Here is a 12,782-nt window from a genome sequence, read left to right on the forward strand (position 1 = left end):
CTCAGCTCGCCAGGGGCAGCGAGAAGTGGATCGTCGTCCCCTGGCCCGGGGCGCTCTCGACCGCCATGGTCCCGTGGTGCGCCTCGACGATGCCGCGCGCGATGTAGAGGCCGAGCCCCGCCCCCGTGCGCGACTCCTGCGAGGCCTTCCAGTAGCGATCGAAGAGGTGCGGCTGGTGCTCGGGCGGGATGCCCGGGCCCGTATCGGCCACCGAGAAGCGCGCGCTGTCGGCGACCCGGCAGAGCGACACGCTCACGACGCCGCCCCTCGGCGTGAACTTCAGCGCGTTGCCGAGCAGGTTCGAGAAGACCTGGAGCACGCGATCCCGGTCGGCGAGGACCTCCAGGCCCGCGTCGAGCGGCCCCTGCGTCACCCGGCAGCCCTTCGCCTCCGCGAGCGACGCGGCGGCGTCGAGCGCCTCGCGGACGAGCGTCCCGCCCCGCTCCACCCTCGGCGACACCACGAGCCGCCCCGCCTCGATGCGCGACGCGTCGAGCAGGTCCTCGATGAGCCGCGTCATGCTCTGGATGCCGCGGTCCATGCGGTCGACGAGCTGGACGGCGTCGTCGTCGTCGCCGTCCTTCCGCTGGAGCAGATCGCTCCGCAGCAGCGACGCCGTGATCGCGATCGTGTTGAGCGGGTTCCGGAGATCGTGCGACACGATCGCCAGGAGGTCGTCCCGGGCGCGCGTCGCGGCCTGCGCCTCGTTGTAGAGCCGCGCGTTCTCCAGGGCGACGGAGGCCGACTGCGCGAGCTGGGTGAGCAGCACCTCGTCGCTCTCCACGAAGGGGCCGTCGCGCCGATCGAGCAGCTGGATGCTCCCGATGCACTGGCCGTCCCGGCCGCGCAGCGGCGCCGCGAGGAGCGAGCGCGGGTGGAGCTCCGCCGGCGAGCGCGAGAGCACGTCGGCGCACGTCGGATCGCTCGCGATCTCGTCGCCCGTCAGCCGGACGCTGGTGCTCCTCCGCTCGATCAGGCCGAACGCGACCTCGCGGACGCCGTCGCGGTCCTCCCGCGCGGCGTACTCCTCCGACAGCGAGATACCCGTCAAGGGCCGCTGCTCCACGCCCCGCGCCGCCAGCCGCGAGGCCGCGACGCCGGCGTCGAGCAGCGCGCGCGCCTCGTCGGTGGTGCGCTGGATCAGCTCGTTCAGCGAGAGCGACCGGTGGATGCGCAGCGTCGCCTCGGTGAGCTGCGCGAGCTGGTTCGCGTGGCGGGCGAGCGCCCTGCGCGCCTCCTCCTCGCGGCGCTCCGCCTCGCTCAGCCGCAGGACGTGGCGCAGGCTCTGCACCAGCCGCTCGGGCGTCAGCAGGTTCTTCGGCACGTAGTCCGCCGCGCCCCGCTTCATCAGATCGACCGCGAGCGACTCGTCGCCCTGCCCGGTCAGCATGATGAACGGCGCCGTGAGCTTCGCGTTGCGCGCCGCCTCGATCACCGCGAGCCCGTCGCCCCCGGGGAGGTAATAGTCGAGCAGCACGCAGTCGATCTGCTGCTCGTACAGCACCGCGAGCGCCGAATCGACGGAATCGGCCTCCCTGATCTCGGCGTCGACGCGGCCGCTCCGCAGCGCGCGCAAGATCGCGATCCGATCGACCGTGTCGTCGTCGACGACGAGGAGGCGAACCGACCTCGGGCTCAAGGCATCTCCACGAGCGTCCAGTACCGGTTCAGCGCCGTCATGAGCTCGACGAAGCTCAGGAACGTCACCGGCTTGAGCAGGTAGCCCGCGACGTTCAGATCGTACGCGTCCACCTTGTCCCGATCGTCGTTCGAGGTCGTCAGCACGACGACGGGCGTCGCCCGCAGCGAGACGTCGGCCCGGAGCTCGCGGAGGAACTCGATGCCGTTCATCCTGGGCATGTTCAGGTCGAGCAGGACGAGGCGCCGATCCCTGGGCACCTGGTTGCCGCGCAGCAGATCGAGCCCCTCCACGCCGTCGCCCGCCACCCAGAGCGGGTTCGTGATCTTGCCCCTCTCGAACGCCCTCCGGACGTTCATCACGTCGACGGTGTCGTCCTCGACCAGGATAATATTCAGGAATTTACCGTCCATCCTCGTCCTCGTGGAGGGGCAAAGCGAAGGCTCGTTGATAGCATCAACCGCAGGCCGCGCGCAGGGGCTACGGCGCTACGGCCAGCTACCAGGCTTGCCCGCGCGGCCGACGAGGTGCGCGACCGCGGTCACCAGGCTGTTCGGCTCGATGGGCTTGGCCAGGTGCATCTGGAAGCCGGCGGCGATCGCCTGGCGGCGGTCCTCCATGCGCGTGTAGGCGGTGAGCGCCAGCGCCGGTATGCCGCTCGCGGGGACGTCGGCCCCCAGCGCGCGCAGCCGCCGCATCATCGCGTAACCGTCCTCACCCGGCATGCCGATGTCGCTCACGAGCACGTCGAACTCGCCCATGTGGAGGGCCTCGAGCGCCGCGCCTGCTGAGGCCGCTTCGCTCACGGTCGCCCCGGCGCGCACGAAGATGATGCCGAGCAGCTCGCGGGCGTCGGTCTCGTCGTCGACCACGAGGACCCGGATGCCCTCGAGGACGCGCCGCGCCGCGCCCCCCGGCGCCTCGCCGCCCCGGCGCTGCGGGGACGGCGTCGCCGCGAGCGCCTCCGCGCGGATCGGCAGCCGCACCCGGAAGCGCGCGCCCTTGCCCTCTCCGTCGCTCTCGGCGTGCACGCTGCCGCCCTGCGCCTCCGCCAGGTGCCGCACGATGGCAAGGCCGAGCCCGAGCCCGCCGTGGGCCCGGGTCATCCCCCCGTCCGCCTGCCGGAACCGCTCGAAAAGGAACGGGAGGAAGCTCTTCGGGATGCCCTCGCCGTTGTCCTCCACCTCGACCTCGAGCGTCGCCTCGACGCGCCGGGCGAGGGCCCGCACGTGGCCCCCGGACGGCGTGAACTTCACCGCGTTCGTGAGCAGGTTCCACACGACCTGCTGGAGCCTCTCCGCGTCGCCGAGGAAGACGCCCACGTCGTCGGCGACGGAGATGTCGACCGCCACGCCCTTCGCCAGCGCCGCCGGGCGCACGAGGTCGAGCGCCGCGGCGAGCACCTGCCCCACGTCGACCGGATCGGTCCGGAGCTGCAGCTTCCCCGCGATGATCGTCGAGGCGTCGAGGACGTCCTCGATGAGCTGCGACTGCGCCTTCGCGTTGCGCTCGATCGTGGCGAGCCCCCGCTCGAGCGACTCGGCGTCCACCTCGCCCGTGCGGAGGATCCGCGCCCAGCCCAGGATCGACTGGAGCGGCGTCCTGAGCTCGTGCGACACCGTCGCGAGGAACTCGTCCTTGAGCCGGTTCAGCTGCTCGGCGTGCTGGCGCGCGCGCTGCTCCTGATCGAGGAGCTGGGCGCGCTCGGCGTCGGTGCGCTTCTGCTCCGTGATGTCGTGGAACGAGATGCCGACGCCGTCGCCCAGCGCCACCGCGATGGCGCGGAACGTCCGCGGAGCGCCCTCGTGCGCGCAGAAGAGCTCGACCCTCGCGGGCTCCCCGGTCTCCACGACGCGCGCGTACGCGTCGAACGCGCTCGCGAGCGCGCTGCCAGGGACCTCGACCGAGAGCCGCTTGCCCTCCAGATCCTTGCCGCGACCCCCGACGATCGGCCCCGTGGCCGGGTTCACGTAGACCCACTCGAAGTCGGAGATCGCCCCGGACGCGTCGCGCACGCTGCGCAGCATCATGAACCCGTCGGGCGACGCCTCCTGCACGGTGCGGAACCTCGCCTCGCTCGCCCGCAGCGCCTGCTCGATCGACTTCCGCTCCGTGATGTCGGTCGCGGTGCAGGTGATGCCGATGATCTCGCCCGTGTCATCGCTCAGCGGCTCGATCGAGACGTCGATGTGCTGGGTGCGGCCGCCGGCGCGCACCGCGATCTCGCGCCGCTGGCCGACGCCGCTGGCGAGCACGTCGCGCTTCGTCCGATCGAGCGACCTCGCGGCCTCCGGGTCCTCCAGCACCTCCCCGTCGGTCTTCCCGAGCACCTCGCGCTCGGACTTGCCGAACGAGTTGTGCATCCACGTGTAGCGCAGGTCCCGGTCCTGGGTGAACACCATGACCGGCGATCCCCGGAGCGCCTTGCGGAAGCGCTCCTCGTTCACGCGGAGCGCCTGCTCCGCGCGCAGGCGCTGGGCCACGCTCTGCTGGAGCTCGAGCGCGAGCCGCTCCGCCTTCCGGCGCGCGCCGATCTGCTCGGTCACGTCGAACGCCGTCGCCATGACGCCCTCCACGGCGCCGCTCACGTCGTGCACCGGCTTGCACAGGACGTTGTACAGCCGCTCGACCGTCTCGCCGGTCCAGCGCGTGATCCGCACCGGGATCTCGCTCGCCACGCTCGGCTCGCCGCTCGCCAGGACGGCCTCGAGCTGCGCGTGCAGCGGCTGCCCGCGGAGCTCCGGGACCGCCTCGACGAGCGGCTTGCCCAGGAGATCGTCGCGGCCGACCATGCGGCAGAAGAGCGGGTTCGCGAGCTCGAACACGAGCGCTGCGCCCTTGAGGAAGCAGATCGGCGCGGGCGCCTGAGCGAGCAGCGAGCCGCTCCTGCTCCGCTCCATCTCCGTGCGCCGGCGCTCGGTCTCGATCGCCTCCAGCTGGAGTCGTGTGTGCTCGCTTACCGCCTGGGCGATGCCCGCGTCCACGCGCTCGGAGAGCGCCTCGATCTGCCGCACATCCGGCATGATCCCGGCCTCTTCCAGCTCGCGAAGGATGGATTGCCGGAGGACGCCGTACTCGCGGACCATCACGTTCAGGTCGAGCCCGTGCTCCCAGCGCATCTCGCCGTGCTCGCGCGCGGCTTCGTTGCTGCCGGCCGTCGATGCGCGCTGCTCCAGGCTGGCGGCCACCTCGTCGAGGAAGGTCGGCAGCGAGTTGATGATGAGCGGCTTCGGCATGTTGCGTACGACCGCGCTTCGCTTGCGCAGCTCGCCCACGAACCGTTCGATGATGGCCTCGCGGCGGGTCCTGATGAGCGTGGGGAGCGGGATCGTCATGATCGGATCGTTCGCGGCGGGAGCCCGACCTCGGCAGACGTCGCCGTCAGGGCGCCTGCGCGGCGAGCGGCGAGCGGCGGTGGGCGATCAGCGGCGCGGGTGGCATCGGCGAGCACGGTATCTTCGGAGAGCTGACCGGCCGCCACAAGGCGCGCTGACAGCGCGGCCTCGGACGGCCGACCGCCGCTCTCCTCAGATAGCCGCGGCCGGCTCTCCGTCGACATCGATCTCGACACCGGCCTTGAGCTGCGCCTGATTTCCACCTCACTCGCACAAGCCCAGGCGCGAGCAAGCGTTGTGCCGAGACAGGCCAGCCGATGAACAACGTGATGCTCGGTGCGCGACGTCACGAGTGAGGCAATTTGCCGCAGCTACCCCGCCCGCCCGTGTCGTGCGGCGGCACTACAGCGAGCCGCCGGGGCGCCCGGACGCTCCGCGGCTCCGGCGAACTCGCGATGTCGCGGCACGTCGGCTGCAACGACGTAACGACGTAACGGCGTAACCGCTGCAATCGCTGCAACAACGCAGCATCGAAGCGCTGGAACACCGATTCACCCAGTGATTCACCCAATGAGGAGGTTATCATGCTCAGTTGGAGTGTCGCGTTCTTCATCGTGGCGATCCTCGCTGCGATCCTCGGCTTCGGCGGCCTCGCGGCGAGCGCCGCCTCGGTGGCGAAGCTGCTCTTCGTCATCTTCCTCGTCCTGGCGGTCGTCTCCCTCGCGCTCGGCCGACGCGCCCCGACCTGACGCCATGCGCACCGCACGTGCCCGGAGGCCACGATCGGGGCGACATGCCTCGCCAGGCCGGGCGGTATCCATGATTCCGCATGGCACGTCTGTCGCAACACGCAATACCGCGGGTCGACCCATCTATCGCGCCATGAGGCCCATCCCGGGCGGCGTCGATGGGGCGTCCGTGTCGCGCTGGGCTCTCGCCCGGACGCAAGGTCGCGCGTCGACCGAAGACCAGAGGAGATCATCATGTTGACCGTCCGAACATTCCTGCCTATCGCCATCGTCATGAGCGCCGTCGTGGGCTGCGAGTCTCCCACGGCGGACGCGCAAACCAAGGCCGAGCGCGCGCAGCGCGAGGCGCAGCAGAAGGCGGCGGAGGTCGCCACCGAGCTCGACAAGAAGGTCGCCGACATCGACCGGCGGGCCGAGCGGGCGACCGACGACGCGCTCCGGGAGGCCGCGGAGAAGCTCAACAACGCCGCCGTCGAGGCCCAGGAGAAGACGGCAAAGGCCCAGGCGGAGCTGGCGAAGGCGCGCGAGGACGTGCGCGCGTCCACGTCGCGCAGGATCGAGGACCTCGAGAAGGATGCCGTCGAGCTCCGAGAAAAGGCCGAGAAGAAGCTGCCCAAGGACGAGGTCGGCAGGTTGATGAAGGATGTGGAGGACAAGTCGGAGGCGGTCCGCAGGAGCCTGCGCGACCTCGACGCGGCGACCAGCGAGACCCTCGACCAGGTGAAACAAGGCGTCTACCAGCGGGTGGACGAGCTGGATCGCGCGATCCAGGCGGCGAAGCGGCGCGTCTGATGCAAGCCCGTTGGCCCGGGCCCAGCAAAGCTCGACACGAGGAGGATAGGATGGCGAATCAGAAGGCGACCCAGCACACCCCGTCGGCGGACATCGAGGGAGAGGGCAACCACACGGCCGATCGGCGTTACCGAGAGGGGGTGGAGCAGTCGGTGAAGGCCGGCAAGATCAAGGAGAACGCCGAGGAGGCGGCCCGCGCGCTCGACGGCCCCGAGGGCGACGAGCTGCGCGAAGCCGAGGAGGCGGCCCGGCGAGGTCAACCCAACTGAACGGGGTGAGCAGCGATGATCCGCGAGCTCCGATGCAAAGCCTGTGGCCGCCGGTACGTCTTCGTGTCGACGGCGGCCACGCCCTGCCGGGCCTGCGGCTCGGCCCTCGACGAGGTGGAGCTCGAGCGCGGCGTTTACGAGCTCGTCGCGAACGACGCGCGGAGCGCCGCCTCGCCCGCTCCGTCGAGCCCGGCGGACACCATGGTCCCCGAGGATCTCGGCTACGGCGAGTCCCACGGATACGGACCCGCGCACGGCGGCCCGACCGGCCCCGGCGACGCGCCCGCGACCGGCCCCTGATCCACCGAGCTCGCCCCGCGCTTCGCGCAGGGCGCCGCGGGGGCTCTCGCAGAGCGCCTGTGGTGGCCGCGGGAGAGGGCGGGCGAACGACGGGACGCCGGAGGGTGCTGGTCAAATTGGAACAGGGAGGCGGGGAGGCAGGGAGAAAAAACTCAGTAATCTCCCTGTCTCCCCGCCTCTCTGTGATCTTTTCCGGGCAAAGTTGGCACGGCCCGCCGGAGGCAGGGCGCCGGCCGTCAGGCCGCCCTCGCTGTGCGGAGCGGGGCGTGGCTCGAGACGTGGGGGCGGCGGGAGTGGGCGATGAGCGCCTCGAAGAGCTCCAGCATCTGCCGGCCGAGGCGCTCGTTCGTGTCCTCGGTCAGCTCCGCTTCGATCCTCGGCAAGAGGTCCCGCTCCTCCTCCTCGGCGTGGTGCGCGACGAGGTCCCTCAGGGTGGCGAGCCTGGTCTTGAAGCTCGGGTCCTCCGGCGCCGTGCCGACGACGCGCCGGATCTCGAACCGCGTGACCGTGTGCTCCTCGCAGGCCCCGCTGATGAGGTCCGGCTCGACGGCGAGCAGCTCCGGAAAGAGCACCACCTGCTCGGCGAGCATGTGGGCGAGGAGGTGCTTGGTCAGCTCGTCCGTCGCTCGCCGGACATCGCCTGTGGTCGAGAGGGCCAGATCGAAGAGCCTCTCGGCTTCGCGGTGTTGCCCCTTCAAGAGCTGTGTCGCCTTCATGCATTCTCCTCTCAAGGACCGGACGTCAGGTCGTTGTTCATCGAGGTGGATGGGTCGTCGTTCATCGAGGTGAAAAGAGTGCTAGTCGCCCTCGCTCGCTCGCGACCAGCTCACGCAACGGCCTCGGCCGAGGGCTCGAGGCGGCGCGCCGAGCCTTCAGCGATGTGACATCGCGCCGTCGCGCAGCGCGCACAGCATCGGCGGCAAGGCCCGCGAGCGCGCGAGCCCCCACCCCCCTCCTCTGCATGAGGCGCACTCAAGCAATCACCGTGCCGATTAGGTTTATTCCGGATGCGAAGAGACGCTGGATGCTGGACAGGGAATATCGATGTGGAATTTCGCCTCTTGCCATGACCCCCGGGGCTCGGGCGGACTCGGCTGTTCCCGGGAGGCGCAGCCGTCTCATCGAGAGAGGCGCACGGCGCCCGCGTGAGACCGCGACGGCGCCTCCATGGCGGCGCCTGGCGCGTGTGGCCCGCCGGAGGGGCGCCACATGCACCGCGAAGCGGCGCGCTGCCGGCCCGCGCCGATCCGTGGAGGAACGGCGGGGTCGGTAAGTCCCCTACGGGCGACGGCGCCTCGGGCGCAGCGGCGGTCGCTGGCCCCGTCGGCGGCGGAGCACTCGGCCGCCGCGCGCGGCCGGTGCCATCCAGGATGAGGCAAGAACGCGCACCTGTGGCGAAACGTCACGTCGGAAGGATGTCGGCGAGGAGCGGACTGGGCTTGATGGCGCGGACTCTCCGTGGCACGTTCCCTGCAACTGCAGGCAGCGGTCGACCTTTAGAAGAGCTGCCGGGGAAGGACACGCGATGAGCGGCAGGATACTCGTCGTCGACGACGACGAAGCGACGTGTGATCTGGTCGAAGCCCTCCTTAAGAGGCAGGAGTTCTCCGTCGCGGCGCGTACCTCGGCCAAGAGCGCGCTCGAGCTGGTGAGCGACGACGATTTCGACGTCGTGTTGACCGACGTCGGCATGAGCGAGATGAGCGGCCTGGAGCTCTGCGAGCGCATCCTCGGCGCGAGGCCCGACATGCTCGTCATCGTCATGACGGCGCTCGGGAGCATGGAGACCGCCATCTCCTCCATGCGCGCCGGGGCGTTCGACTTCGTCACGAAGCCGCTCGACGCGAACCTCCTCGGCCTGACGGTCTCGCGCGCCGTCCAGCATCGGCGCCTCCGCTCGGAGGTGAAGCGCCTGCGCGAGGCGGCCCACGACGTCCAGCAGACCAAGGGCCTCGTCGGGCGCAGCCCTGCGATGAAGCGCGTCTACGATCTGATCGGGCGCGTCGCGCGGAGCGACGCCTCGGTCCTCGTGCACGGCGAGACGGGCACCGGCAAGGAGCTCATCGCGCGGGCGATCCACGAGGCGAGCGGCCGGTCCGGCCCCTTCGTGGCGGTCAACTGCGCCGCGGTGCCCCAGGCGCTCCTCGAGAGCGAGCTCTTCGGCCACGCGCGCGGCGCCTTCACCGACGCCAAGACCCAGCGCACCGGCCTGTTCCTCGAGGCCAGCGGCGGCACCATCTTCCTCGACGAGATCGGCGAGATGCCGCTCGAGGTCCAGCCGAAGCTGCTCCGCGCGCTGCAGGAGCGCAAGGTGCGGCCGGTGGGCTCGAACGCCGAGATCCCCTTCGACGCGCGCATCGTGACGGCGACGAACCGCGACCTCGAGACCGAGGTGTACGAGAAGCGGTTCCGCGAGGACCTCTACTACCGGGTCAACGTCGTGAAGATCGACCTGCCGCCCCTGCGCGAGCGCGGCACCGACGTGCTCCACCTCGCGATGCACTTCCTCGAGAAGTTCTCGTCCCGCAGCAGCAAGGGCGTGCTCTCGCTCTCGACCGCGGCCGCGGAGAAGCTCACGGCGTACAACTGGCCGGGCAACGTGCGCGAGCTCGAGAACAGCATCGAGCGCGCGGTGGCGCTGGCTCGCTTCGAGCAGATCACGGTCGAGGACCTGCCGGAGAAGGTCCAGGCCTACCGGCCCGACCGCTTCGTCGTCGCCGTCGACGAGCCGGCGGAGATCATGACGATGGACGAGCTCGAGAAGCGCTACATCAAGCGCGTGCTCGCGCTCGTCGGCGGCAACAAGTCGCGCGCCGCCCAGATGCTCGGGTTCGACCGGCGGACGCTCTACCGCAAGCTGGAGCGCTACGGGGAGCAGGACGGCTCGGGCGGGGACGAGGGCCCAGACAAGGACAAGGCGGCCTCTTCGCCGGGCTCGGCGAGCTCCTCGTTGAGCTGAGACGGAGCGCGAGGCGAGGCGTAACGAATCATGAGCGAAAAGGCGCTGTCCGAGTCGATTTACAAGCTGTTCGCGCGCGCGGGGCACGACGTCCGCGGGCCCGCCGGGGTGGTGGCCACGGCGCTCAACGAGCTGGAGAGCGCCCTCGGCGGGGAGGCCACCGCCCAGAACGCGGCGTACTTCACCATGGCGCGGCGGGGCGTGCGCCGCCTGCTGCGCCTCGCCGACCGCTACACCGCCGCGTCCGAGCTGCCGCGGCAGCTCGACGCCCCGACGCAGCCGCTCGACCTCGAGGCGCTCGTCCAGAAGGCCGTCGCGGAGGCGTCGTTCGTCTACGGGCGGCGCGACGTCACCGTGGCGCTCGACCTCGCCCCCGTGCGCGGCTTCGCGCACGCCGTCTCGCTGACCGCGGCGCTCTCGGACGCGCTCATGCTCGCCCTGAACGTCGCCCGCGCGCGGGTCGTCGTGGCGCTCGCGGCCCACGCCGATCGCGCGCGGGTGGTGGTGACGACCGACTCGAGCGCGGCCTCGGTGGAGAAGCTCTTCGAGGCCGCGCTCTCGCCGGACGCGGATCCCCTCGCCGACGGCGCGCTGCCCGTCCGGGTGATCGACGGCGTGCTCAAGGCGCACGGCGGCGAGGCGCGGGCCGACCGCGTGGGCGCGGAGACGAGGATCACCCTGGAGTGGCCGCTGAACGCGGCCGATCGCAAGGCGGGGGCCTGATGAGCGCGGAGCTTCCGCAGGTGCTGGTGATCGACGACGACGACGACACGGCGGCGCTGCTCGGCATGGCGCTCCGCCGCCGCGGCTTCCGCGTGCTCGTGGCGCGCTCGTGCGAGGAAGGGCGCTCGCTGCTCGCCGCGAGCGCGGTCGATGCCCTGGTGACGGACGTGTCGCTCCCCGATGGCAGCGGCGTCGAGCTGGTCGCGTCGCTCGCGGACAGGCCGCGGGGGGTGATCGTGGTGAGCGGATTCGGCGGGGATGACGATCGCGAGAAGAGCCGGACGGCCGGCGCTCATGCGCACATGGTCAAGCCCATCGACGTGGCCCGGCTCGTGGCCACGCTCAACGAGCTGCTCGGGCGACCCAGCTGAGCGGGCCGCCCGCGAGCCCGCGCCGCGCGCTGGCCGCCCGGGCGCGCCTGTCGCTGGCTCGCCTCACTTGTCGACCGACGCGTAGAACGAGACGCCCCGCCGGTTCTCGTCGAGGCGGAGCGGGTGCTGCAATGCCGGCAGCGCGCGCTGGGCGCAGTCGAGGCGCTCGCAGGTCCGGCACGTGACGCCGACGGGCACGGCCGCGCCGATGTTGTCCAGGTCGATCCCGTCGGCATAGACGAGCTCGCGGGCGTAGCGGACGTCGCAGCCCATGCCGATCGACTGCACCGTGTGGGGGACGTGGTAGCCGCCGCGGTCGCTGCGCACGGTGCGCGCGATGCAGAAGTAGACCGCGCCGTCGGGCATCTGCGAGAGCTGGATCCGGATCATGCCGGGCGTCATCAGGGCGGCGTGGACGTTCCAGCGGGGACACGCGCCGCTGAACCGCGCGAACCGGATGCCGGAGCCGCTGAAGCGCTTCGAGATGTTGCCCGCGATGTCGATGCGGACCATGTGCATGGGCACCCCCTCGGAGCCCGGGCGGCGGAGCGTCGTCAGCCGATGGCACACCTGCTCGAAGCTCGTGCCGAACCGGTGCGCGAGGAGCTCGATGTCGTAGCGCTCGGCGCGCGCCGCCTCCAGGAACGGCTGGTACGGCATGAGGATCGCGGCCGCGAAGTAGTTCGCCAGCGCGACGCGGGCGAGCGCGCGGGACTCCGGGGTCGTGAGGTTCTCGTCGCGCAGGATGCGGTCGATGGCCGTCGACTGCGTCAAGAGGCCGAGCTGGTGCGCAAGCTGGAACCTGCGGCTGCGGGGCGGCAGCACCTCGGAGATGCTTAGCACGCGCCTGTCGGGGTCGTATCGCCGCATCGCCTGGCGCTCGTCCGCGACCCGGACGATGCGCACCTCGATGCCGCGCGTCGCGCGGAGGTACCGGACGAGGCCGCGGTAGACGTCGTCCGCGTCGAGCTCCGCCTCGCGCCAGAGCGCCTCGGCGCCCTCCTCGAGCTCCGCGAAATGGTTCATCCGGCGCTGGATGAGATCGCTGACCTCCTCGGATGGTAGCCGCGAGTTGTCGACCCCGACGAACCCGTCCCCCGCCAGCCGCTCTCCCAGCGTATCCAGCGATTCACGCGTCGTCGCGTAGGTCCGGTAGAGCGTGAGCACCGCGCGCGCGACGTTCGGCGACGCCGCGACGAGCTCGCGCAGATCCGCGTTCGTCAGCCCGTGGCTCTCGAAGATGGGATCGCCGAACACCTCGTGGAGATCGGCCGTGAGCCGGACGTCCTCTTCCGACGCGAAGTTCTGGAGGTCGAGCTGGAATATCTGGGCAAGCCGGATGAGCAGCGGCGCAGTCAGCGGACGCCGGTTGTTCTCTATCAAGTTCAGATAGCTCGCCGAGACACCGAGGCGCTCCGCCAGATCGACCTGCGTCATGTGCTCGCGACGCCGGAGCGCGCGGACCTTGGCTCCGAGAAGAGGTGCATCGGCCATGGGGACCCTCCCGACGTAACTGGGACAACCTGGATGAGATGTAGGCGCAGCTCGCCCTGGTGGAAATTTACAATAGTTTACACGTTAACACGCTGTAAAGCCCTTTCGTCTACATCGTTATCCGCCTGCATTTCAGAGCGAAGTTGACGCT

The 12,782-nt window shown here is 70.7% G+C and carries 12 protein-coding genes; 7 read left to right on the forward strand and 5 right to left on the reverse strand.

The window, feature by feature from the left end; genetic code table 11:
* Position 1 precedes the first annotated feature (1 nt).
* The 3 genes from WMF14_RS46945 to WMF14_RS46955 all read right to left on the reverse strand — a co-directional run bounded on the left by WMF14_RS46945 (position 2) and on the right by WMF14_RS46955 (position 4,974).
* Complete coding sequence (locus tag WMF14_RS46945; protein ID WP_437797267.1) at positions 2-1,639, reverse strand: ATP-binding protein; 1,638 nt, start codon at positions 1,637-1,639, stop codon at positions 2-4.
* Positions 1,636-2,052 carry a response regulator gene (locus WMF14_RS46950; RefSeq protein ID WP_437547580.1) on the reverse strand — a complete coding sequence of 139 codons (417 nt, stop codon included), beginning with the start codon at positions 2,050-2,052 and terminating at the stop codon, positions 1,636-1,638. Before WMF14_RS46950 ends, WMF14_RS46945 begins: the two co-directional genes overlap by 4 nt.
* Positions 2,053-2,127: 75 nt before the next feature.
* Positions 2,128-4,974: a PAS domain-containing hybrid sensor histidine kinase/response regulator gene (locus WMF14_RS46955; protein ID WP_437797269.1), complete on the reverse strand. Its 2,847-nt coding sequence runs from the start codon at positions 4,972-4,974 to the stop codon at positions 2,128-2,130.
* Positions 4,975-5,558: 584 nt separating this feature from the next.
* Between WMF14_RS46955 and WMF14_RS46960 the strand changes: the two genes are divergently transcribed.
* The 4 genes from WMF14_RS46960 to WMF14_RS46975 all read left to right on the forward strand — a co-directional run bounded on the left by WMF14_RS46960 (position 5,559) and on the right by WMF14_RS46975 (position 7,084).
* On the forward strand, positions 5,559-5,723 hold the full coding sequence (locus tag WMF14_RS46960) for a DUF1328 domain-containing protein (protein ID WP_272096436.1): 165 nt from the start codon (positions 5,559-5,561) through the stop codon (positions 5,721-5,723).
* Positions 5,724-5,957: 234 nt separating this feature from the next.
* Positions 5,958-6,515, forward strand: coding sequence for a hypothetical protein (locus WMF14_RS46965; RefSeq protein WP_437797272.1), 558 nt, complete (start codon positions 5,958-5,960; stop codon positions 6,513-6,515).
* Between the two features lie 50 nt (positions 6,516-6,565).
* Positions 6,566-6,784, forward strand: coding sequence for a hypothetical protein (locus WMF14_RS46970; protein ID WP_272096438.1), 219 nt, complete (start codon positions 6,566-6,568; stop codon positions 6,782-6,784).
* Between the two features lie 15 nt (positions 6,785-6,799).
* Entirely contained in the window at positions 6,800-7,084 is a 285-nt protein-coding gene (locus WMF14_RS46975; protein WP_272096439.1) for a hypothetical protein, read from the forward strand.
* 236 nt (positions 7,085-7,320) lie between these two features.
* Here the strand turns inward: WMF14_RS46975 and WMF14_RS46980 are convergent, their stop codons facing one another.
* Entirely contained in the window at positions 7,321-7,800 is a 480-nt protein-coding gene (locus WMF14_RS46980; RefSeq protein WP_437797275.1) for a hemerythrin domain-containing protein, read from the reverse strand.
* 809 nt (positions 7,801-8,609) lie between these two features.
* Here WMF14_RS46980 and WMF14_RS46985 point away from each other — a divergent pair.
* Genes WMF14_RS46985 through WMF14_RS46995 form a run of 3 tightly spaced genes read left to right on the forward strand, consistent with a single transcriptional unit; the run spans position 8,610 to position 11,137 of the window.
* Positions 8,610-10,043 carry a sigma-54-dependent transcriptional regulator gene (locus WMF14_RS46985; RefSeq protein ID WP_437797277.1) on the forward strand — a complete coding sequence of 478 codons (1,434 nt, stop codon included), beginning with the start codon at positions 8,610-8,612 and terminating at the stop codon, positions 10,041-10,043.
* Between the two features lie 30 nt (positions 10,044-10,073).
* Positions 10,074-10,766, forward strand: coding sequence for a histidine kinase (locus WMF14_RS46990; protein ID WP_437797279.1), 693 nt, complete (start codon positions 10,074-10,076; stop codon positions 10,764-10,766).
* Complete coding sequence (locus WMF14_RS46995) at positions 10,766-11,137, forward strand: response regulator (protein ID WP_437797281.1); 372 nt, start codon at positions 10,766-10,768, stop codon at positions 11,135-11,137. The genes WMF14_RS46990 and WMF14_RS46995 overlap by 1 nt, the downstream gene beginning before the upstream one ends.
* 63 nt (positions 11,138-11,200) lie before the next feature.
* On the opposite strand, the gene WMF14_RS47000 is transcribed toward WMF14_RS46995, so the two are convergent.
* Entirely contained in the window at positions 11,201-12,631 is a 1,431-nt protein-coding gene (locus tag WMF14_RS47000; protein WP_272096445.1) for a helix-turn-helix domain-containing protein, read from the reverse strand.
* Positions 12,632-12,782 lie beyond the last annotated feature (151 nt).

This window comes from Sorangium sp. So ce693 (genome assembly GCF_051521375.1).
In the GTDB taxonomy this organism is placed as follows: domain Bacteria; phylum Myxococcota_A; class Polyangia; order Polyangiales; family Polyangiaceae; genus Sorangium; species Sorangium atrum.

Bases quoted from the DNA above. Each gene is read 5' to 3' on its own strand.
- WMF14_RS46960 (WP_272096436.1), top strand. From the start codon at position 5,559: ATGCTCAGTTGGAGTGTCGCGTTCTTCATCGTGGCGATCCTCGCTGCG.
- WMF14_RS46970 (WP_272096438.1), top strand. From the start codon at position 6,566: ATGGCGAATCAGAAGGCGACCCAGCACACCCCGTCGGCGGACATCGAG.
- WMF14_RS47000 (WP_272096445.1), bottom strand. From the start codon at position 12,631: ATGGCCGATGCACCTCTTCTCGGAGCCAAGGTCCGCGCGCTCCGGCGT.
- WMF14_RS46990 (WP_437797279.1), top strand. From the start codon at position 10,074: ATGAGCGAAAAGGCGCTGTCCGAGTCGATTTACAAGCTGTTCGCGCGC.
- WMF14_RS46995 (WP_437797281.1), top strand. From the start codon at position 10,766: ATGAGCGCGGAGCTTCCGCAGGTGCTGGTGATCGACGACGACGACGAC.
- WMF14_RS46980 (WP_437797275.1), bottom strand. From the start codon at position 7,800: ATGAAGGCGACACAGCTCTTGAAGGGGCAACACCGCGAAGCCGAGAGG.
- WMF14_RS46975 (WP_272096439.1), top strand. From the start codon at position 6,800: ATGATCCGCGAGCTCCGATGCAAAGCCTGTGGCCGCCGGTACGTCTTC.
- WMF14_RS46965 (WP_437797272.1), top strand. From the start codon at position 5,958: ATGTTGACCGTCCGAACATTCCTGCCTATCGCCATCGTCATGAGCGCC.
- WMF14_RS46950 (WP_437547580.1), bottom strand. From the start codon at position 2,052: ATGGACGGTAAATTCCTGAATATTATCCTGGTCGAGGACGACACCGTC.
- WMF14_RS46955 (WP_437797269.1), bottom strand. From the start codon at position 4,974: ATGACGATCCCGCTCCCCACGCTCATCAGGACCCGCCGCGAGGCCATC.
- WMF14_RS46985 (WP_437797277.1), top strand. From the start codon at position 8,610: ATGAGCGGCAGGATACTCGTCGTCGACGACGACGAAGCGACGTGTGAT.